19 protein-coding genes are annotated in these 21638 nt (G+C 62.6%); 11 read left to right on the top strand and 8 right to left on the bottom strand.

The window, feature by feature from the left end; translation table 11 throughout:
• Window positions 1-32: 32 nt before the first annotated feature.
• A complete protein-coding gene (locus AB0O97_RS18700; RefSeq protein ID WP_363836908.1) occupies window positions 33-212 on the bottom strand; it encodes a hypothetical protein in 180 nt (59 codons plus the stop codon).
• A 30-nt stretch (window positions 213-242) separates the two neighbouring features.
• Window positions 243-650: a DUF3499 domain-containing protein gene (locus AB0O97_RS18695; RefSeq protein ID WP_363836909.1), complete on the bottom strand. Its 408-nt coding sequence runs from the start codon at window positions 648-650 to the stop codon at window positions 243-245.
• A 67-nt stretch (window positions 651-717) separates the two neighbouring features.
• Here AB0O97_RS18695 and AB0O97_RS18690 point away from each other — a divergent pair, with 67 nt between their 5' ends.
• Window positions 718-1308: a metallopeptidase family protein gene (locus AB0O97_RS18690; RefSeq protein ID WP_363836912.1), complete on the top strand. Its 591-nt coding sequence runs from the start codon at window positions 718-720 to the stop codon at window positions 1306-1308.
• A 68-nt stretch (window positions 1309-1376) separates the two neighbouring features.
• On the opposite strand, the gene AB0O97_RS18685 is transcribed toward AB0O97_RS18690, so the two are convergent.
• Genes AB0O97_RS18685 through AB0O97_RS18675 form a run of 3 tightly spaced genes read right to left on the bottom strand, consistent with a single transcriptional unit; the run spans window position 1377 to window position 7256 of the window.
• Window positions 1377-3245: a DUF5719 family protein gene (locus AB0O97_RS18685; protein ID WP_363884705.1), complete on the bottom strand. Its 1869-nt coding sequence runs from the start codon at window positions 3243-3245 to the stop codon at window positions 1377-1379.
• Entirely contained in the window at window positions 3238-6705 is a 3468-nt protein-coding gene (locus AB0O97_RS18680) for a glycosyltransferase (RefSeq protein WP_363884719.1), read from the bottom strand. The genes AB0O97_RS18685 and AB0O97_RS18680 overlap by 8 nt, the downstream gene beginning before the upstream one ends.
• 29 nt (window positions 6706-6734) lie before the next feature.
• Window positions 6735-7256: a WhiB family transcriptional regulator gene (locus AB0O97_RS18675; RefSeq protein WP_363836918.1), complete on the bottom strand. Its 522-nt coding sequence runs from the start codon at window positions 7254-7256 to the stop codon at window positions 6735-6737.
• A 378-nt stretch (window positions 7257-7634) separates the two neighbouring features.
• On the opposite strand from AB0O97_RS18675, the gene AB0O97_RS18670 reads away from it, so the two are divergent.
• Entirely contained in the window at window positions 7635-8462 is an 828-nt protein-coding gene (locus tag AB0O97_RS18670) for a TIGR03089 family protein (protein ID WP_363884703.1), read from the top strand.
• Between the two features lie 52 nt (window positions 8463-8514).
• Here AB0O97_RS18670 and AB0O97_RS18665 read toward each other — a convergent pair whose 3' ends face one another.
• Window positions 8515-9018: a GtrA family protein gene (locus AB0O97_RS18665; RefSeq protein WP_363836924.1), complete on the bottom strand. Its 504-nt coding sequence runs from the start codon at window positions 9016-9018 to the stop codon at window positions 8515-8517.
• Window positions 9019-9247: 229 nt separating this feature from the next.
• On the opposite strand from AB0O97_RS18665, the gene AB0O97_RS18660 reads away from it, so the two are divergent.
• The 4 genes from AB0O97_RS18660 (at window position 9248) to manA (ending at window position 14133) form a co-directional block, all read left to right on the top strand.
• Entirely contained in the window at window positions 9248-10417 is a 1170-nt protein-coding gene (locus tag AB0O97_RS18660) for a 5-(carboxyamino)imidazole ribonucleotide synthase (RefSeq protein WP_363884702.1), read from the top strand.
• Between the two features lie 9 nt (window positions 10418-10426).
• Window positions 10427-11059: a 5-(carboxyamino)imidazole ribonucleotide mutase gene (gene purE / locus AB0O97_RS18655; protein WP_363836928.1), complete on the top strand. Its 633-nt coding sequence runs from the start codon at window positions 10427-10429 to the stop codon at window positions 11057-11059.
• A 10-nt stretch (window positions 11060-11069) separates the two neighbouring features.
• Entirely contained in the window at window positions 11070-12701 is a 1632-nt protein-coding gene (locus AB0O97_RS18650; RefSeq protein ID WP_363884700.1) for an LCP family protein, read from the top strand.
• A 115-nt stretch (window positions 12702-12816) separates the two neighbouring features.
• On the top strand, window positions 12817-14133 hold the full coding sequence (gene manA / locus AB0O97_RS18645) for a mannose-6-phosphate isomerase, class I (RefSeq protein ID WP_363884698.1): 1317 nt from the start codon (window positions 12817-12819) through the stop codon (window positions 14131-14133).
• A 178-nt stretch (window positions 14134-14311) separates the two neighbouring features.
• Here the strand turns inward: manA and AB0O97_RS18640 are convergent, their stop codons facing one another.
• Window positions 14312-15316 (bottom strand): peptidoglycan bridge formation glycyltransferase FemA/FemB family protein, encoded by a 1005-nt coding sequence (locus tag AB0O97_RS18640; RefSeq protein WP_363836936.1) that lies wholly within the window; start codon window positions 15314-15316, stop codon window positions 14312-14314.
• Between the two features lie 242 nt (window positions 15317-15558).
• Entirely contained in the window at window positions 15559-16575 is a 1017-nt protein-coding gene (glpX, locus tag AB0O97_RS18635; protein WP_363884717.1) for a class II fructose-bisphosphatase, read from the bottom strand.
• 227 nt (window positions 16576-16802) lie between these two features.
• On the opposite strand from glpX, the gene AB0O97_RS18630 reads away from it, so the two are divergent.
• The 5 genes from AB0O97_RS18630 to AB0O97_RS18610 form a co-directional block, all read left to right on the top strand.
• Entirely contained in the window at window positions 16803-17468 is a 666-nt protein-coding gene (locus AB0O97_RS18630) for a DUF4245 domain-containing protein (protein WP_363884697.1), read from the top strand.
• A complete protein-coding gene (locus AB0O97_RS18625; RefSeq protein WP_363836942.1) occupies window positions 17465-18124 on the top strand; it encodes a carbonic anhydrase in 660 nt (219 codons plus the stop codon). The genes AB0O97_RS18630 and AB0O97_RS18625 overlap by 4 nt, the downstream gene beginning before the upstream one ends.
• A 150-nt stretch (window positions 18125-18274) precedes the next feature.
• A complete protein-coding gene (locus tag AB0O97_RS18620; RefSeq protein ID WP_363884695.1) occupies window positions 18275-19705 on the top strand; it encodes a class II fumarate hydratase in 1431 nt (476 codons plus the stop codon).
• 306 nt (window positions 19706-20011) lie between these two features.
• Window positions 20012-20686: a TetR/AcrR family transcriptional regulator gene (locus AB0O97_RS18615; RefSeq protein WP_363884694.1), complete on the top strand. Its 675-nt coding sequence runs from the start codon at window positions 20012-20014 to the stop codon at window positions 20684-20686.
• Window positions 20683-21638 (top strand): DHA2 family efflux MFS transporter permease subunit (locus AB0O97_RS18610; RefSeq protein ID WP_363884693.1); only part of this gene is annotated, 956 nt, incomplete at its 3' end. The genes AB0O97_RS18615 and AB0O97_RS18610, both read left to right, overlap by 4 nt.

Raw genomic sequence — 21638 nt, 5'->3', positions numbered from 1 at the left:
GTTGGTTTGGTGGCGTGCCGTCCTGCAGTTACTTACGCGGTGATCTGTTCGGGCCGCAGCAACAGGGCAATGCCCTCATCGATCGTGTAGCGCAGCGGCTGCCCGTCCTCGCCATTAGCCGAACTGATCAATTCCTCGCCGATCTGCTTCAGCGTAGAACCGGTGACAGGGCAGCGCAAAATTGCCAACAAACCGTCGTTAACCTTTGCCATGGTGATCCACTTCCTTCGATCTAGTCGCGTCTAGTCGCGCAGAATGCGCAGGTGCCCGCGGCGGCCAGTGGTGGAGGCGCTGGTTGGCATGGCCGCCGGCGGTTCAAGAGTTCCACGGAATTCCCGCCGAGCCGCGCCTGCTCCGGGTTCGGATTCTTCGGTGCCTGCATTTGCGGCTTCGCGCACGGCGTCGGCCAAAGCTAGGAGATCGTCAGGGCCGGGGGCTGGTGGCTTGTCTGAGCGGGCCAGATGGATCACTTCCCACCCGAGCGGTGCGGTCAGCCGGGCGGAATGTTTGGCGCACAAGTCGTAACAATGCGGTTCTGCAAAAGTGGCCAAGGGGCCTAAAACCGCTGTTGAATCGGCATAAACGTACGTCAAAGTAGCCACGGCCGTTTCTCGGCAGGCGGATCTGGTGCATTGACGAAGGGTTCCCACGATTCCCAAGACTACCCTCCCCGCCGCGATATTTCCCCTCCGCGGCCCCGCGGCCTAGAGTGAAATGATGGAGTTCAAGGCAATTGACGGCGAACAGTCCCTGCGTATCTCACTGGATCCGCTCGATTCCGATGCTGATTCGGCAGCTTCAGCAGAATCGGCCGCAGATCCTGGCGCTGGAATTTCAGAGCCCAGGATTCCCGGGGCGCGGACTTTCGAGCAGCGCCGGCGTGACCGGCACGGCCGGGGCCTGCGCGGCCCAGTGCTCGATGCTGGCCTGCCCGGCTCGAGAACCCGTGGCGAAAAATTCGATGACCTGGTGGTGGATTCCGCCGACCGGCTGCGCACACTATGGCCTGAAGCGCTGGCCACGGTGGAATACCTCGTAGAAGAGGTCCCGCAGCAGCTCGAATCGCTCCTGGCTGCCAAGTCGCAGGCGCCGCTGGGCAAGTACACCCCGGCTCGAGCCGCCACAGACACTAGTCCCGGCGAACCAGCCTGCATCGCCATCTACCGGCACCCGATTGAAGCCCTGTGCGACACCTCCGGACAGGTTCGCGAGTTGGTCCACGAAGTACTCGTGGAGCAAGCGGCCGGGCTCCTGAACATTGATCCGGACACGGTGGATCCCATGTTTCGGCGTCACCGGGGCCACTAAAACCGCCAGTAGCTCTGCCCGCGAGCTCCGACACCGAGCTACGGACCGCGATTCCGACTCGGTGTGCTTTAGTACCGGGTGATGATGTTTACCGCTTGGGTCCCGGCCACCGACTGTGCCAGCGGCAAGACCGCAATGCCAGCCGAGCCATCTTGCAACAGCACCTGCGATCCAAAGGCCGGCGCTCCCGAGGCAGAGACCATCACGGCCACGGTTCCGGAGCCCAACAACTTTGCGGGGTCTACTGCGACAGATGTGCCAGCACGCAATTCCACATCTTTACCCTCGCCCAGCACACCGCTGGCAGAAATGGGAACCAGCTTGATGGTGGCGCTACCTTCAACAGCAGCGAACACCAGACTCGATTGCACACCTTCAGGCAGAGTCAGCACGTGAGTGTCACCCAGCCTAGCCGTGGAGGGCGCCAAGGCGAGATCGACGGCGTCGCCCTCTTTGGTGAAGTTGGACAGCCGGACGGCAGCCGCCACCGGCGCGTCTGCGCTCATGGCCAGCGAATAGCTGCCCGCAGGAAGCCCGGCTAGCGAGAGCGTGCTGACCTTGCCCGCGGCAGCGGTGAACACTCCCCCGTTGGGCAAAGCCACCTGGCCGTCAGCGCCGAAGGCCCTGACTTCCAAAACGGCGTCGCTCATGCCGGGGACTGTGACGGCGAGGACCGTGTTGGCGTCGGCATAATCCTTCTGAGCAGTGATCTTCGCGGCATCAGCAGCAGCACGAACCTGCACTCCAGGGATGGCCAACGATGTAGCAGGGGCCTGGACCGGCGCCAAGTAATCGATGCCGCCGGGGGTTAGCCCACGCAGGATCGACTGCTGAATCACGGCACTGACAGGGCCACCCACGCTCTTGACCTGGACGCTGAGTAATTCCTGATCCGGAGCCAGACCCGAAAGCACCACGGACCGCACGGTACCCGGTGCAACGACCAGGCCCTTGCTGCCGGTGGCCTGTACAGGACCATCAGAACCAAACAAATCGAGGGAAACCGTGGCCGGGCTTTGCGAGGAGTTACTCAACATCAAAATAGCGGTGCGCCCCACTGAGGTGCTCGCTCCCGTCAACCACAATTCATTGGCTGGAGCCTGGCACGTTGCGGCGGCCAGTCCGGCGAGGTCACCGTCGCTGGCATCAACCACAACAGATCCGGTGCCCACGCTGCTTGCCTCACCCAACGGGTCCAGGCGCAGCACGGACGGCGCGTTCACGCTTGTCCCACGCAGCACCTGGGCCCGAGCCTGGGGCGCCCCGGTCAACGCTGTCGGGGTAGCTGACGGCGTCGCCGCGGGCGTAGCTGGCGCCTTGGACACGGTGTGAAGCGTGGAGAACTTTCCATCCAATGACTGGATCTGCGCACCCGGCAGATCACCCGTCGAGCCGCTGAGCACCACGGCGTTCAGGGCGCTCTTGGTGCTTGAGGCGTTCGCGGAAAATTCAGGGTCGGCACCGGCTGCGGAACCGGCCAGCAACTGGGTGGGACCTTGGCAGTTCGCCATGGACTCGCCGACCGGCAGCACGTGCGGAACCGGGTCGGTCACCGCTGTAGCATCCACACCAGGAAACAGGCTGCCGGCACCCACAACAGCAACAGCAACAGCGGCTGTGGCAACACCGGCCACAATGGCTGGCCAACGGCGGCGTACAGCTCGCCGGTTGCCCTTCTGGGAGCGGGTCCTTTTCTCGGGCCCGACAGCTTTCTCGGGCCGCACAGCCTTCTCGGCTCGGCCGGACTTCTGGGCTCGGCCGGACATCTGGCGCCGGGCGCTGACCTTTTCCTCAGCGGCTACGGGTTCAGTCGCGGCAGGCTTGGTCTCAGCGGTCTTAGCCTCGGCAGACTCAAGCTCAGCAGAGCTCTCAGCAGCGCTGTCCGGGGAACCCTTTGCAGGCAAAATTTCGCCGTTGTTGTCCTTGTTCTCAGGCACCTCTACCAACCCTTTGCAACGATGCTTCATCCCGGTATGCACCGGTGCGGCCGCGACGGGCCCGAACGGGAACAGCCAGCAAGATGGTCAGGCCAAACAGGACCAACTGCACAATAATGAACCAGACACTCAAAGGCTGAACGTAACGAATTTCCAGTGTCCCTGCGGTTTCCGGCAACTCAAATGCCTGGGCCCAGTCCGTATCCACGGCTGTGAGGGCCTTGCCATCGAGCCAAGCCTGCCAGCCCGGATCGGAGCGTTCAGCCAGCACCACGGAGCGACCAGTCGGACCGGCAGCAATATCAGTCTTGACCCCGAGCCCGTCCGACGGCACGGGAGCCAAGGCCTTGCCGGCAGCGTCCACCAAACGAACACGGTTGACCACATCGGTCTCACCCGCGGTGGCATAGGTGGGCTGCACGCGCCACAACCATCCGGATTCGGTGGGCCCAACGCTGTTCAGTCCGGGCACACCTTCAAGTTCATTGGCCAGCAGTTCAGCGGCCGAATCGCCTTGACGCAGCACCACAAAGCCCACACCAAGATCAGTTAACTGAGACCGCGGATCCAGTCCCGAATTCGAGACCAGCGACGCGATAACCTGCTCCAGTTCGGCAGTCGCGGCATCGCTGGGCAGCACCGTTTCCTGTCCCGGAGCGCCGGTAATCCGCGCTGCCGCAAAAATCCCGGAGAGCGAATCCAGCGTGGTACCGTCGCCCTGCATGAGAGCCGCGTCGATGCCACCCTCAGGCATCACAGAGAGCACAATGGTCCGGCTAGCTTCAGGGCCCTTGCCGCGATCGGCAGCCGTTGCCGGGATGGTCCCGGCGGTAGCCGCCTGCACCACGAACGGCCCGGTCAGCGCCGGCGCGGTCCGAGCCTGGGAGAACTGTTGCACGGTCCATGCCCCCAGGCTCATCAGCGGGGCTGCCACCAGTGCCACTGACAGCACGACGGCGGTCACTCTCGCAGTCCTGTGCCTCTCGCCTGCCTTGTGGGCCGGGTTGTAGGCGTGGCGATGAACGGCGTCAAAGCCCAGGAGGGCTGCGCCGAGCAGAGCAAAAAACGCAAGCGAAACGGCAGGCCCGTTGAAAGCGGTAACCAAGGTCCCGCCGTCGAACGCGACGGCAATGAACTTCGCGCCGTAAGCCACGGCCAGGGCCAATAGGGCCACACCCCACACGGTGCGCACCGTGGCGGCGCGACGCAACGGAAGCAACAGGGCAAGCACGGCCGCGGCCACCACCGGGGCGCCAATAATGCCAACGGCAACCCAAGTCCACCACGGCGCCGAAGCCAGCGAGCCTAGACCCAGCATGCCCTCGCTCGCAGTGAGCTGCTCCGGGAAGCCCAGAAGCTGCTGCCACAGCGGTCCCTGGGTGGAGGCCAGCGGGAGTCCCGGATCGGCCAACAGTGCCCGCGGATTTTCCCACGCGGACCAGACAACGGGAAGGAAAAGCGCTGCCGACGGGAGCAAGGACCACCAGATGGTCTTGCCCCGACGCCCCAGCAGCACTGCCGTGAGAAGAACACCCACCGCGGCCACAACAAAGAGCAGCGGCGAGGCTGCCGTCACCACAGCCAGGGCCAGACCGGCAGCCGCGGCGGCCGTCCAGGAGGGGGTGCCAGCCACGCCCGGCCGGCCCATCTTGGACACGGTCGCGTTGGCGGCCGGCCCGGTGACACCTGCGACGGAGCCCGGCACGTTTTCGGGGCTGGTGGCCCCGCCAACGGCACGGATCAACCCGAGCATCACGAGCGGAATCAGGACATGGGCCAGCAGCGCGCCCACACGACCCTGGCCCATGGCGAGCAGCAACATGGGGGCACCAGCCCAGGCGAACCCGGCCACAATGCGCGGCCAGCGGCGCAGCGTCAACGCACCGGCGGCTAGCCAGGCAGTGAACCCTGAGAGCGGCAAGGCCAGCAACACCAGCCACAAGACCGCGACGGAGCCGCTGCCGCCCAGCGCACTGAGCAGTACGAGCACAAAGTTGAAGGGGTTACCGCGGCCGGGCAGGCCAGAACCAAGGGAAACCCACCAGTCGGTAGCGTGCTGCCACACCGTGCCGAGCTCGCTCGAAACCGGCAGCAGGGCTCCACCCACCAGGGCCGGAACGCCGAGGAAGCGCGACAAGGCCACCAAGGAAAGAACAGCCAGAACAGCTACGAGGGCTAGGGCACTGACAATCGGTGCGGTCTTGCTGGCAGCCAGCGGAGCCACGCTTTCACGGTGGGCTTCACCGGTGGGCTCCAAGATGGAGGGCCCATGCATGATTTCTTCCGGCGCCGAGTCGTCCGGGCCGACAGCTTCACGCAGTGATTTCAAATGTTCGCGTTGCGTGTCCTTCTCCACCCGCAGGGCTCTGTTGACCGAGCGGCGTTGGGTTCGGGTTGCTGCCATCGCGGCCCGGCTACGACGTAGGGCCAGTGGCCGCATCAGACCGACGCAGGTGGCGACGAACATGCGCACCGCATGGCCGGGAGCTTTTAGGACAAAGCCAGCCATGAGCCAATAAATAGCGGACAGGAAGGTGCCTACCGCCAACAGCGGAACAGCCCATGCCGGGGCGTGCTTGAGGCGTAGAAATATGCTGGCCTTGCGAGCGGCTACGGCCGATCCAACGCCGTTGGGTCGGTGCACTACGTGGAACATGTGGGCGGCGGGAACTACCAGAACTCGGTCACCGGCCATGCGGACGCGGGCACAGAAATCTAGATCGTCGCCCGGGCCAAGAAGGGCCGGGTCAAAGCCGCCCAGTTTTTCAAAGACGTCACGGCGAACCAGCATGCCCGCGGTGTTGACAGCAAACTTATCGGTGTAGTGGTCGTACTGGCCCTGATCTTGTTCGTCCAGACCCACGAGGGCAAAGCGGTCAAAGTACCTATTGGTTTCCAGACCAACATCCACCAAGCGGCGGTGGTTGTCCCAGTCCAGCTGCTTGCAACCAACCACCGTGGCCGTGGTGGCGCGTTCGGTGGCTTCAAGGAGTAACTGCAGCGCGTCGGGCGCCGGCGCGGCGTCATCTTGCAGGAGCCAGATCCACTCGTTGGAGCCAGCAGCGCCGGGGGCGGAGCTGCTGCCGGAGGTGCTGGCGGAGGTTTCTGCGCTGGTGGGTCGCTCGTCGTGGAGGACTCCCACTGCGCCCGCTTGAGGGTTCTCTGCCGAAGCTATCGAGTCTGAACCTGCCGAGCTGGACGGCGCTGTAGAACGCGACGGCACAATGGCACCGGTACGCAGACGCTTTTGATGCTCGAGCACGGCGTTGACGGCGTCGCCGTAGCCCTTGCGAGCTTCCAGCGAGATCACATGGCGTTCGCCGAGTTCCTTGCGCAGTAACTCCCCCGAGTTATCGCTGGAGGCGACGTCTGCGCCCAACACTTGATTTGCCGGACGTGTCTGCGCGGCCAAAGCGGCCAGGACTGTGGGGAGATAGGCACCGCCGTTGTGGGCAACCAGAACGGCCGTGACTTTTACTGCTTCAAGAATTAGACCGCTCGCTTCCGCAGCCGCCGGCGCTCACGCTCCGACAGTCCGCCCCAGATTCCAAACCGTTCATCATTGGCCAAAGCATATTCAAGGCACTGTGCTTTGACATTGCATGCGCCGCACACTTTCTTCGCGTCCCGGGTGGAACCGCCCTTTTCAGGGAAGAACGCCTCCGGATCGGTCTGTGCGCACAATGCATCAGTCTGCCAGCCTAGTTCACCTTCATCGCTGAAATCATCACGCTGACCCAAAAGGCCGATCCAAATCGGGTCATTATCCACTCCAGCGACTTCAGTGGGATGGGCCGTGAGCGGCTCGTCATCCTCATGAGAGGTCAGGAAAGCTGTTGCCGCGTCCTCGAGGACCTGACGGTTCTCCCGTTCATGGAACGCCGCGGCATCCGGGTCAGCCGGGTCTACGTACCAATCGGTGGGCACACCCCGTGAACGGTAAGCGGAAGCGGCTTGTGCCTCAGTCGTATCGTCGCGAAATTTCTCCACACTCAGCTGCGCTTGCCCCATAATCGTCCTCCGGAATGTTGCCGCCGACACTGCCAACCAAAATTGAGGTTCCCACGATGTGCGGATTGCAGTGCCTTTACGAGCGGTTCGTGCGTCTAATTACATCCATGTAAGTCCCTCACGTCAAGCGGGCCGGAGATGATAACTACCTTCAGGGCCGAACATGGGCCACGCCACGCCCGGCAATTTCATATCAATACATTCATGCGTTTCGGCGACCTCTGGCCAAAAAACCCGTGTTCTTGCGCGGAACTGGCCGTTTTTTGGAATTCACCGAGAATTCACAGAATGCCTTCTGTAAGGCACGTCACGTCACAAAGGGATTTTGTCCAATCGATGGAGATCACTGTGGCGGTCACCGTGGCAAAATGAGATGCCATGGACCTGTCTGCGAACACCCCCACCCAATTGCTGCACGCTTTGCGCAGCAACAACCCCACCTCACCCCGGCTGACCTGGTACGGCCCTGACTCCGAGCGCGTGGAATTTTCCGGCCGAGTGTTGGATAACTGGGTGGCTAAAACCGCCAATTATTTAGTGGACGAGCTCGACGCCGAACCAGGTACGGTGATTGCCTTGGACCTGCCGCTGCACTGGCGGTCCTTGGTTTGGATGCTGGCGACCTGGGCCGTGGGCGCCACTGCGGTCACCGCTGATGGGGCTGCGGCTTCCGCTGGCGCTGGTGGATCGGGCAAGGAAGTCTCGGGCATGCAAGTCTCGGGCACTGACGCCAACATCATTGCTACCGCGTCGCCCGAGGTTGTGCACAGCCAACTATCCGGTGCCAAGGGCGATCCCCTCGTGGTGGCTGTGGCTCTGCCTGCCCTGCAAATGCGCTGGATGGGAGAGCTTCCCCCGCGCACTCTGGACTATTCCGGTGATGTTCGTTCGCATGCGGATGTGTTTTTTGCCGATGCCGAAGCTGAGGCCACAGACATCGCTTGGCGACACGTGGCTAAGGACAGCAGCACCCAAGAAACCAGTTACGCCCAGCTCCTAGCCGGAGGAGAGGAACTTCTGTCCATCCCGGGAACGGTGTTAGCTGCGCAACCACAGCGGGTTCTGCTGGAAGCCAAGGAAGGGTGGGCCGCCGTCGTGCATGACGCCTTGAAGAATTGGGCGGCCGGTGGTTCAGTGGTTCTGCTCGGGGACGGGGTGGGCGTCTCGGAGACGGTGCGAGCCAGCGAAAACATCACTCTGGGCTAACGCCGGCGCCAACACCGGCACCGGCACCAGCACCAGCACCAGCACGGAAAGCTTAGGCTTCGCGGTCGGCCTGGATGAGTTTATGGTCCTCCGTGTAGCCGGGTTCCGCGTCGAGCTCTTCGGTGAAAACCCAGAAGCGGTAGGCGAAGAAGCGGAAGATGGTGCCCAGGACTAGGCCTACCACTGAGCCGGAGATGAAGTCGGCCGTGGTGGATTCGAAGCCGAGAACCCAGTGGGAGATGTACACGCACGCTGCGGCGATGCCCATGCCAATGCCGTTCATGACGATGAACAAGAACACTTCGCGGAACATATTGGCCTGGCGGCGGTGACGGAAGGTCCAGTAACGGTTGGCCAGCCAGGAGAAGACGGTGGCCACGGCGGCTGAGATGATCTTCGCCTTGGTGGGGTGTCCGGCCATGCTGCCGTTGAGTAGCCACAGGTAGATGCCGGTGTCGATGACGAACGCAACGCCGCCGACGACGCCAAATTTTGCTACTTCTCGCCAAAACAGGCCCATCAGGCCTTTAATGCGGTCAACTATCTTCTGAAACATGGTCCTCCGTCGGGCGTTACGGCCAAAAACGGATGATTCGCGCTGCAGCCTCTGCTAAAAATTCTAGGCCACAATTCTATGCCGCCCGTGCTCGATAGGCCCGACAAAGCCATTTTTGCTGCCCAACGGCGGTGTGGGGACCGCTTTGGGGGACCTTGTCCACAGCCCCGAAAAGCCCGCCAGCAGTGCAAAGCAAGCATCCGGCCAGACTTTCGGTACGCTGGGGACTGTGACTTTCCCTGTAATCGGTGTGGTGGGCGGCGGACAGCTGGCCCGCATGATGGCCCCTGCCGCCGTGGCCCTTGGTTTTGATTTGCGAGTTTTGGCGGAAGCCCCCGACGTTTGTGCGGTGCCCGTGGTGGCCCATGCACCCGTGGGTGACTACAAGGATTTGGCGACCCTGCGTGAGTTTGCTCGCGGCGTGGACGTGCTCACCTTTGACCATGAACACGTCCCCAACGAGCACCTGCAGACGCTGATCGCCGAAGGCGTCAACGTTCAGCCGCGCCCCGACGCGCTGGTCAACGCCCAGGACAAGCTCGTGATGCGGGCTGCGATTGAGCGCCTGGGCCTGCCTAACCCGGCATGGTCCGCCGTCGCTTCCCCTGCTGAGATCACAGCTTTCGGCGACACACACGGCTGGCCCGTGGTGTTGAAGATGCCCCGTGGCGGCTATGACGGCAAGGGCGTGAAGGTCCTGCGTTCATCTGTGGATGCCGATGCTTCCGCCGACTGGTTCGAGGCCATGAGCCCGCTGCTGGTGGAGGAGATGGTGGACTTCTCCCGCGAACTTTCCGCCCTGGTAGCCCGCACTCCCTCGGGTGAGGCCCGCGCCTGGCCCGTGGCCGAATCCATCCAGGTGGAGGGTGTGTGTGATGAGGTCATCGCCCCGGCTCCCTCCATCCCCGACGACGTCGCCGCCACCGCTCAGTCCGCAGCACTGCGGATCGCCAACGAGCTCGGCGTCACCGGCGTCATGGCTGCCGAACTCTTCGAAACCCCCGGCCGCGCGCCCGGCTTCCTCATCAACGAGCTCGCCATGCGCCCGCACAACACGGGGCACTGGACCATGGACGGTGCCGTGACCGGCCAGTTCGAACAGCACCTGCGCGCCGTGCTGGATCTGCCTTTGGGTGCCACCGACGCGTTGGGTTCCATTGTGGTCATGAAGAATTTCCTTGGCGGTGCCAATCAGGACCTGTTCAGCGCTTACTCGGCCGCCTTGGCCGCCGAGCCCACCGTCAAGGTCCACAGCTACGGCAAATCCGTGCGCCCCGGCCGCAAGATTGGCCACGTCAATGTGATCGGTTCCACGCACGACGACGTCACCGCCGTCCGTGCCCGCGCCACCACCGTGGCAAACATCATCCGTGACGGCCACAATCGTGACGGAAAGTAAGGACTTCTCATGAGCAACAACAACGCCACTGCCCCTGTTGGCACTCCTCTGGTGGGCATCGTCATGGGTTCCGATTCGGACTGGCCCGTCATGGAGGCAGCCGCGGCGGCACTATCCGAATTCGGCATTCCGTTCGAGACGGATGTGGTCTCTGCCCACCGCATGCCCACCGAAATGATTGCCTACGGCAGCAACGCCGCGGCTCGTGGCCTGCGCGTCATCATTGCCGGTGCTGGCGGGGCAGCCCACCTGCCGGGCATGCTGGCCTCCGTCACAACACTTCCCGTGGTAGGCGTGCCCGTCCCACTGAAGACCCTCGACGGCATGGATTCATTGCTTTCGATCGTGCAGATGCCAGCTGGAGTTCCCGTGGCCACTGTGTCCATTGGTGGCGCTCGCAACGCCGGCTTGTTGGCCGTGCGCATGCTGGCCAGTGGTACGGATGCACTGGCCACCGAGCTGGCTGCCAAGCTCGCCGACTTTGCCCAGTCACTCAATGACCAGGCCTCCGCCAAGGGAGCTGCCCTGCGGGAAAAGGCCGGGAAGACCTATCCTTTGGCCGTGCTCCCACAGACTGGCGTCTCGGAATCCGGCATCCTGGAGTCCGGCGTCCCGGCGACCGCCGGACCTACAGAAGGATAAACGCCTGCGCATGAGCTTCAGCAGTCCTAAGGTTTCGCGGCCTTCAAACCGTCCGCCCCTGTTGACCAACCCGGCCCGCTTCCCGGAACCGGCGTCGGCACCCGTGCGCTCAAAACGGGCCTGGATCCTGCTCGTGCTGACACTTTTCCTGCCAGGCTCGGCCCAACTGGTGGCCGGAAACAAGCGCCTAGGCCGGATAGCTCTGCGCTGCACTTTCGTGGTGTGGGCATTGGTGATTGCCGCCGTCGTACTTGTCCTGGTCAACCGTGAAGCGCTCCTAAACCTCTTCACCAACCCGTACTCATCCCTGCTCATCATCATGGTGATCGTGGCTGTGGCTGTGGGCTGGGCCATCATGTTCCTCAACACGCTCAAGATCATTAGGCCCAATTTGCTGGCGCCGGGCATGCGCGGCATGGTGTCCATCGCCATGGTGGTGCTGATGGTGCTGACCACCGGAACTCTGGGCTACGGAGCTTTCCTAATCAACTCTGGCCGCAATGCCATCTCCAGTATTTTTCAGGCCGGCCCCGACATGAAGCCGGTGGACGGCCGTTATAACTTCCTGCTGATGGGTGGCGATGCGGGCGAGGACCGAACTGGGCGGCGACCGGACTCCATTATGGTGGTCAGCGTCGATGCCAAGACCGGTCAGGCAGCGACCATCAGCATCCCCCGCAATTTCCAGAACGCGCGTTTTGAACCCGACTCCCCACTCTGGGGCGTCTACCCGGACGGCTATAACTGCGGCGATAACTGCATCATCAACTTCCTGTACAGCGACGTGACCAATAACCATCCCGATCTATATCCGGGCGCAAGCGATCCCGGTGCCAACGCCATGATGGATGCCGCTGGCGGTATTTTGGGGCTGACCATTCAGGGCTACGTCCTGATTGACATGGCGGGCTTCTCCAATCTTATTGACGCCCTAGGCGGGGTCACTGTGAATGTTGGCGGATGGGTGCCGATCAGCGGTGACGACGTCAACGGCACCGGCGATCACCTGCCACCCACCGGTTGGATAGCCCCGGGCGTGCAAAAGCTCGACGGCTACCACGCACTCTGGTTTGCCCGCTCGCGTGAATGGGTACTCGAATACAACCGTAGTCAGCGTCAGCAATGCATCCAGGCCGCCATGCTGGCCCAGATGGACCCAGCCACCATCTTCACCAAGTTCAGTGCGTTGGCGGACGCCGGCGCTAAGGTTGTGGAATCGGACCTGCCAGCCGGGCAGTTGGGCAGCTTCGTCTCACTGGCACTGAAATCCAAGTCGCACTCGCTGTCCCGTCTGACCATTGGACCGCCGGACTTCGACAAGGACTTCCCCACGTACCCGGACTTTGATGTGATCCATCAGCGTGTGCAGACCCTGCTCAATCCCCCCGCAGCGAAAGAGCCGGCACCTGAGGGCCCTGCTTCCCAAGCCCCTGCCTCCGATGCACCCGCAGCTGACACTCCCGCCCCCGACGCCCCTGCGCCCGAAGTACCCGCAGCTCCGGTGCCTGAGGCACCTGCTCCGGAGGCGCCGTCGGACGGTCCAGAAATCACCGCCGAGTATCTGCAGCAGCTGGCCATCAATGGCGACGCCGTGACGCTCGGGGCGCTTTTGTCCAACAACGGAACCTGCTCCCCGGGCTAAGCTCGCTAGGTTGAGCCGGCTGTGCTCAGCTCGCTATTCCGGCGTCATGCCAGTCATTTTCAATCGATCTACAGCTTGTCTTAGACCAGTTGTCGTAGACCAGGAGAAATCTCTTATGTTTGCACTGACGAACGTCACCCGCAACTACCCCTGGGGTTCGGCAACGGCCATTGCCGAGTTGTTGGGCACCGAGCCCAGCGGCGGTCCGGAAGCTGAATTATGGATGGGGGCGCATCCGGATTCGCCGTCGGTCGCGGCCACCCCCGACGGTCCTGTGCCGCTGGATCAGCTGATTGCGGAGCATCCCCTCGCGGCGCTCGGTGCCGATGTGCACGCGGCTTTTGGGGCGAAGCTGCCGTTCCTGGCCAAGCTTCTCGCCGCCGATCAGGCTCTGTCTCTTCAAGTTCACCCCACTTTGGAGCGGGCTCGGGAGCGCTTTGCGGCGGAAGAGGCAGCGGGTGTGCCGCACGATGCTGCCCACCGCAGCTATAAAGACCCCAACCATAAGCCCGAGATGATTCTGGCGCTGACTCCCTTCCAGGCCCTCTGCGGGTTCCGTCCGTGCGCTGAAGCCGCGTCACTGTTCCGTGCCGTCGCTGCGGCCATCACAGCTATGGGTGCTCAGGTTCCGGAGCTGTTGAGTCAGGTCGAGATGACGTTGAACTCGCGCATGATTGCCCCTACATTGGTGCGCCGAGCCTTCGAAGCGTTGGTGAATGGCGGAGCCGAGACCAGGACTTTGGTGGAGCTGGCCGCGGAGGCCTTGGCTGCTTCGTTTGGTAGGGATCTAGCGGGTAGGGATTTAGCGGGCGGGGTCCTGAATTTGGCTGCCGATGGGCTGCCCGACAACGCTGAGGCATCGCTGCGCACCGTGGTGGAGCTGGCACGGCAGTATCCCGGCGACGCCGGTGTGCTGGTCTCGCTTTTGCTGAACAGGGTTTCCCTCATGCCAGGTGAAGCGATCTACCTTCCGGCCGGCAATATCCACGCCTACTTGAGCGGGTTAGGTCTGGAGGTCATGGCTTCTTCCGACAATGTGCTGCGCGGTGGGCTCACCGGCAAGCACGTGGACGTCCCGGAATTGCTGGCCACCGTGGATTTCAATCCCGGCGCCGTGCCTGTGGTTCCCACCCGCACTACTGACCTGGGACAGCATCTCTGGGAACCGCCGTTCAGCGAGTTTGTGCTCCAGCGGGTGGAAATCTCGGCTGGCTCGGATCCTGTGCCGTTGCTGCAGAACGGTCCCCTGCTGGTGCTGGCGCTTTCGGGCTCCGTGCTGCTGGACTCCCCTCGCAGCGACATGGTCTTGAGCCGTGGCGGATCGGTATTTGTTCCTGCCGTAGAGAACCCGGTGATGGTTCACCCGCATGTGGTTGCTGGCGTTCCCAGCGACACCCCGGCAGTGGTTTTCGCCATTACCGTGGCAGGCTGACGCGCTTCTCGATCCGCCGTCCAGCGCCACTGCTCGAGCGTCTATGTGTTGTCCGTTTCGTGGACGGTTTGATCCGTTTTTGGGCTCCAAACGTACATCAAATGAACACTCGCCGAGCTCGAGCCACGATCGGAGCCAGCTCGCCCGGTGATCCATCCGCCCGGAGCCCGGAAACCGCCTAGCGCTTGAGCACTCCGCGGGCCTTGCGCAGTGCGCGACGAGCCAGCGGCAACGCCTTGGCAAACACCGGGTACAGCGGCGAAAGTCCCAGATCCCAGGTACCGGCCAGCATGTTCTCGTGGTCAGCGAAGCCGAACTTGAACTTCGAGACCCCGTCATTGAGCAGGCCGTTGAAGTCGTAACGGGTGATCCCCCGGGCCTTCATTTCCTGGATGGCCAGCCATTTCAGCGAGAAGTTGGCCCGCAGCGTGCTGCCTTCCTCGGTCATGCCACCATAGAGCTCAAAAGCGGTGGTATCGCTCGCGGCAAGCCAGAGGAAGGCCACTAGTTTCTCCCCGTCGAACGCGCCGTAAATGGGCGATCCCTCGCCGAGGTTCTTCAGGATGTCGCTGTAGTAACCGTCCTCGTGGATGCCAAACTCGGCGCGCTGGGCAGTTTCCCGGTACACGGCCATGCACTGCGGGACCTCGGCGGGCGTCACGGCGCGGTATTCCAGCGCTTCCCGGCTCGACTTACGAATATACTGGCGCGTCTTTTTGCTCATCGCGGCCAGCAATTCATCTTCGGTACGGCTCAGATCCAGAATCAGCGTGCGAGGAATCAGGATGGTGCTGGCGCTGGGAGTCCAGCCAGTGGCTGGCAGGGTCGCCACAGCCACCGTCGCCGCGTCCCAATCCGGTTCAATGCTCAGGGCCACAGATTTGTGGGTTCCCTTGACGTAGCGTCCGACGACGTCCAGCACCTCGTGCTCTCGGCCCGGCTCGGCCTGTGGTCCCCTCGCCAGGTACGCCAAGGAGCGGAACGGGAACGGCAGGGCGCGCAGCAGAATCTGGGCGGAACCTACCAAGGTTTCGCCATCTTTTACGAGGACCCGGTCAACGCTCCAGTTGTGGGCGGCTTTGGTCTCGCCCCACCCCCACAGCTGCATGGGGTGTCCCAGCTGTGAGTTCACAGCGGCATCCCACTCGTCACGGACATGGCAAGGCACAACACTTAAAGTCATGCTTCAACCCTACCGGCTGCCGCGGCTAGAGAGGTGCCGGCCGGGCGGGTGGTATGGGAGTGATCCCGTCACAATAGGCCTAGAGCGCCAGGTCCCGGAGCGGGGATGGCGTGATTTCCTTCCCTCGCTTCGCAAGCTCAGCGGGGAACCCTCGGAAATCACTTAGCAGGTCGCCCCGCGACCGCGGAAATATTACTGCCCGCGAGGGACCTGGCGCGAAGCGGCTAACGCTGGAGCGAAAGTTAGCTGCGGCGTGCGTAAGTCTCCCACTTGGCAGCCTGGTGTTCGCCCTCAACAAAGCGGACGGTGCCGGACTTCGAACGCATCACGATTGACTGGGTCAAGACGCGGCCCTTGTCGTAGCGCACGCCGCGCAGCAGATCACCATCGGTGATGCCGGTGGCTGCGAAGTAGCAGTTGTCGCTGGTGACCAGATCGTTGGTGGACAAAACGCGGTCCAGGTCGTGTCCGGCGTCGATCGCTTTCTGCTTTTCGTCGTCATCGGTGGGCCAGAGTCGGCCCTGGATCACACCGCCGAGGGTTTTGATGGCGCACGCGGCCACAATGCCTTCGGGTGTGCCACCAATGCCCATGAGCGCGTCAACGCCCGTGCCGGTGCGGACGGCCGCAATGGCGCCGGCTACGTCGCCGTCGAGAATGATCTTGGTGCGGGCGCCGGCCTCGCGGATTTCCTGAATGAGCGGTTGGTGACGATCGCGATCCAGCACCATGACGGTGAGCTGGTTGATCTTGACACCCTTGGCCTTGGCGATGAGGTGCAGGTTCTGCTTGACGGGAAGACGCAGATCAACCATGTCAGCAGCTTCGGGGCCGGTCACCAGCTTTTCCATGTAGAACACGGCGGAGGGGTCAAACATGGTGCCGCGTTCGGCCACGGCCAGCACGGCAATGGCGTTGTTGATGCCCATGGCGGTCAGGCGGGTGCCATCGATCGGGTCCACGGCCACGTCACATTCGGGGCCGGAGCCGTCGCCTACCACCTCGCCGTTGTACAGCATGGGGGCTTCGTCTTTTTCGCCTTCACCAATGACCACGACGCCGTTGAAGTGAACGGTAGAAAGGAGGGAGCGCATGGCGTCAACGGCTGCGCCGTCGGCCAGGTTCTTTTCGCCAAAACCAACCCAGTGGCCGCCTGCAATGGCGGCGGCTTCGGTCACACGGACCAGCTCGAGCGCTAGGTTGCGGTCCGGCTCGTCGTCCCCCACGGCCAAGGACCGGGAGAGCTGCGAATAATCCATCTGTGATGCGTTTTCAGGCACGTATAAACCCCATTGTTTAGGTAGGCGCAGTTTTTGCTTTGCGCATGTGCGCGCATGTCTGCCGTTTTCTTGTCTACCTAAGTAATCATAGGTGAAATGAGGCGGCCCCACCCAGTGAGGTGCGCCACAGGGCCGCACGGGGTGATCTCTGCTCTGTCATATCTGGGCTGTCATATCTGTCCTGTCATATCTGGGAAGATGGTGGAGTGAGTGATTCCAGCCCTACCCCGCCCTTCAAGCCTTCCATCGCCGCCGGCGCCGCAAAGCGCGCCAACGCCTCGGTGATTGGCATGTTCTTGGCCATCTTCTCCACCATTGCCATAGTTTTGGTCGTAGTTTGGCTCAATCCACAGCAAAAAGCGGAGACGTACCGCTCGAACATCGACGTTTCCGCGGTAGCCAACCATGCTACTGACACCGCTGGATTCACCCCTGTGGCACCGGAGCTCCCTGATGGCTGGTACGCCAATTACGCACGGTGGAATCCGGCCGGGGCCGACGGCGTGGCCTTCTGGGACGTAGGTTACGTAACCTCAAGCAACACTTTCATCGCGCTACGCCAGTCCATCACCGCCAACCCCACATGGATTGCTGATCAGTCCCAGCAGGCTGCGGTGACCGGCAGCCGAACCGTCGACGGGCATGACTGGGAGCTGCGTGATAAACCTAAGGGGGACCGCAGCCTGGTCCTGGTCGACGGCAAGGACACGATTGTGCTGACCGGTGCCGCCGATTTCGCAGACTTCGACTTCCTAGCCAAAGCGGCGACGGACTCACTGAACACCGCACACGCACCAGCAACATCAAGTCCCGCGGCCGCTCCGGCACCCAAAGACGCCAGCATTCCAACTACGAAGGGCAATAACTCATGACCGGTGGAGAAGACGGCAACATCAACGCAATTACAGCCCACCCTCACACGCCTGCGGAGGCTTGGGGCACGCTGATGGCTGGCAACGCCCGATTTGTGGCGGGCACGTCCAACCACCCCAACCAGGATGCGGCCCGGCGGGCCTCACTGCTGTCCACCCAGCACCCCTTCGTCCAGATCTTCGGTTGCTCGGACTCGCGCCTGGCCGCTGAGATCATCTTCGATCTGGGCCTCGGCGACGCCTTTGTGGTCCGCACCGCCGGCCACGTGGTTGACAACACCGCCCTCGGTTCGCTGGAATACGGCGTGGAATACCTGGACGTGCCACTCATTGTGGTGCTCGGCCACGACAGCTGCGGTGCCGTCACCGCCACCAAGAACGCCGTGGACACCGGGAACATGCCCGCCGGATTCGTCCGCGACCTCGTGGAGCGCATCACCCCCTCGGTGCTCGCTTCCCTGCGCAAGGACAAAAAAAGCACCGTCAACAACATGGTGGAGGAACACGTCAAGCAGACGGCCGCCCGCCTCGTGGAGAACTCCCCCATCATCGCCAGCGCCGTGGCCCGTCAGCGCACCGCCGTGGTGGGCCTGACCTACCGCCTCAATGACGGCACCGCTGACCTCGTGTACAGCAACGGTTCCATCCACCAGTAACCCGCTTTTGGGGAGGCCCGACGCCGGAACGCAAGTCCCGCCGTCGGGCCTTCTTTGTGTGTGGCTGGGCAGGCGCGCCACGCAACCGTTTATGGCTACGGTTGCGGCTCTGGTTTTCGGCTCTGGGCGCGGCGGCGATATGGTGTAGATATGACTGAAACTGCCGCGGCTACCGCACAAGAATTCCGTATTGAACATGACACGATGGGCGAGGTCCGGGTTCCGGCTAACGCACTCTACAGCGCGCAGACCCAGCGTGCCGTTGAAAACTTCCCGATTTCGGGCATGACATTGGAGTCTGCCCACATCGCTGCACTGGCGCGCATCAAGAAGGCTGCCGCCACCACCAACGCCGAATTGGGTGTGCTCGACGCTGAGCTGGCCCGCGCCATTGAGGGTGCAGCCGACCTCGTGGCCGCCGGGAATTTCGACGGTGACTTCCCGATCGACGTGTTCCAAACCGGTTCCGGAACCTCCTCCAATATGAACATGAACGAGGTCCTGGCGACCCTGGCCAACCGCGCGCTCGTTGCCGCCGGTTCCGAGAAGGTCGTCCACCCGAACGACCACGTGAACGCTTCACAGTCCTCCAACGACGTGTTCCCCACCTCCGTCCACGTCGCTGCAACCTCCGCCCTGATCAACGATCTGATCCCGGCGCTGGCACACCTGGCCGAGTCGCTGGAGCGCAAGGAAGCCGAATTCGCCACAGTGGTGAAGTCGGGCCGCACCCACCTGATGGACGCCACCCCCGTCACGCTGGGTCAGGAATTCGGCGGCTACGCTGCCCAGATCCGCTACGGCATCGAGCGCGTTGAGTCCTCGATCGCCCGCGTGGCAGAGGTTCCCCTGGGCGGCACCGCCGTCGGCACCGGCATCAACACCCCGGCCGGCTTCCCGCAGCGCGTCATCGCCCTGCTCGCCCAAGATACCGGCCTGCCGCTGACCGAAGCCCGCAACCACTTCGAGGCCCAGGCCAACCGCGACGGCCTCATCGAAGCCTCCGGCCAGCTGCGCACCATCGCGTACTCGATCATGAAGATCAACAACGACCTGCGCTGGTTGGGCTCCGGCCCCAACACCGGCCTGGGCGAGATCAACATCCCCGACCTGCAGCCCGGCTCCTCGATCATGCCCGGCAAGGTCAACCCGGTCATCTCCGAGGCAGCCATCATGGTCGCCGCACAGGTCATCGGCAACGACACCACCATTGCCCTGTCCTCCACCAACGGCGCGTTCGAGCTGAACGTGGGCATCCCGGTCATGGCCTCGAACCTGCTGCAGTCCATCCGCCTGCTGACCAACACCTCACGCGTCATGGCCGACAAGATGATCGACGGCCTGACCGCGAACGTTGAGCGCGCCCGCTTCTTGGCCGAGGCTTCACCGTCCATCGTGACGCCGCTGAACAAGTACATCGGCTACGAAAACGGCTCCAAGATCGCCAAGCACGCCATCAAGGAGGGCCTCACCATCCGTGAAGCTGTTCTGGCTCTGGGCTTCGTTGACCGCGGCGAAATCACATTGGAGCAGCTGGATAAGGGCCTGGATGTTCTGGCCATGACGGTCGCACCGAAGTAACAACACTCCTTATGCACTAAGAGAGTCACCGAGGGACCCGCCGCGAGCTTGCGAGTAGTGGGAGGTGGCGAACGGCGGGAGGTTGCCTTTTTACAAAGGTAACCTCCCGCCGTCGTATATTAAGCAGTTGAAAGATCCGTGGGCACTCCGGGGCAGCTATTGCCTTTGCCTCTGGTCTGCCACGGGCGAATGGCAACCACTACCCCCGCCCCAGCCCCGCCTGCGCCTGCGCCCGAAAAATTGCATGACCAAGCTCACATCACGAGGATTTTGCACTTTTTCAAAGATAGTGCAAACTTTTACTTTGTGACTGAAAGTGCAAATTCCTGTCAGGCCCAGGGCCTGCGTGCCCGCAAACGCGAGGCCACCCGCTCCGCCATCACCAAGGCGGCGCGGATCCTTACTGCGCAAAAGGGCCTCAATGGCTTCACGATTGAACAGTTGTGTGAAGAAGTTGGCGTCTCGCGGCGGACGTTCTTCAACTACTTCCCGTCCAAGGAAGACGCCATCATCGGCCACCTGCTGGACGAGTTCCCGGCCGGTGCCATCGCCGACTTCCTGGCCGGGGGCTCCGAAACGGGCGTCGAACGCGGCCCCCACGGCCTGAGCGTCACGCTCCTGCAGGACCTGTACACGTTGACCTGCGCCATGGTTGAGGAGCTGAATTTCACCCGGGAACATTTTCATGAGCTCCTCGCGGCCATGAAGAAGGAACCGGCTCTCATGATGAAGGTGATGGGCGGCGCCCACGAGCGTGAGCGGGAATTCACTGACCTGATCATCCAGCGCGAGGAACTCCCGCCGGATGACCCAGTCGCCGGCATAGCGGCAGCACTGTTCGGCAGTTGCTCCCACCGCACCAGCCAGGTGTTCTTTTCCGAAGAAAATACCGTCCCCTACGAGCATCTGCTGCGGGACAACCTCCTCGCAGCCCAACAACTTTTCACCTTTTCTCACTTGACCTTTGAAGGGACTCCATGAGTACCGCCGTAAAAGCAGGGCAACCACTCCTGCTGACCCAGAAGAGAATCTGGATCATTTTCTCCGCGCTGATTGCCGGAATGATGCTTTCCAGCCTCGACCAGACCATCGTCTCCACCGCCATGCCCACCATTGTGGGCAAGCTCGGTGGCGTGGAGCACCAGACATGGATCACCACCGCGTACCTGCTGGCCACCACCATCGTGATGCCCATCTATGGCAAATTGGGTGACATCCTGGGCCGGAGGAACTTGTTCCTGGCTGCCATTGCCATCTTCACGCTGGCCTCCATTGGCTGTGCGTTTGCCACCGACTTCACAGGCTTCGTCATCTTCCGCGCCATGCAGGGCCTCGGTGGCGGCGGTTTGATGATCCTCTCCCAGGCCATCATCGCTGACATTGTTCCAGCCAATGAGCGCGGCAAGTACATGGGTCCGCTGGGCGCCATCTTCGGCCTCTCCGCCGTTGCCGGTCCCCTGTTGGGCGGCTACTTTGTGGACCACTTGACGTGGGAATGGGCCTTTTACATCAACATCCCGATCGGCATTGCGGCCTTCATCGTGGCATTCTTCGCACTGACGCTGCCTGCTAAGAAGGCCACTCAGAAGATTGACTTCATGGGCGTGGTGCTCCTATCAATCGCCACCACGTGCCTGATCTTCTTCACCGACTTCGGCGGCAAGCCCGACGGCTGGACCTCCCTGACCACTTGGTCTTGGGGAGCCGGCATGATCGTCGCTATTGCGCTGTTCATCTTCACCGAAGCACGCGCCGAAGACCCCATCATCCCGCTGTCGCTGTTCAAGAACCCAATCTTCTTGAACTCCACGGCCATCGGATTCGTTCTGGGTATGGGCATGTTTGCAGCCATCGCGTTTGTGCCCACATTCCTGCAGATGTCCACTGGCACCTCAGCCGCCGTCTCCGGACTGTTGATGTTGCCCATGATGGT

Origin of the sequence: Specibacter sp. NPDC078692, from assembly GCF_040686835.1 — a bacterium.
GTDB lineage: Bacteria > Actinomycetota > Actinomycetes > Actinomycetales > Micrococcaceae > Specibacter.
The sequence above is the reverse complement of the archived record's forward strand: the minus strand, read 5'-3'. Positions and strand labels throughout refer to the sequence as shown.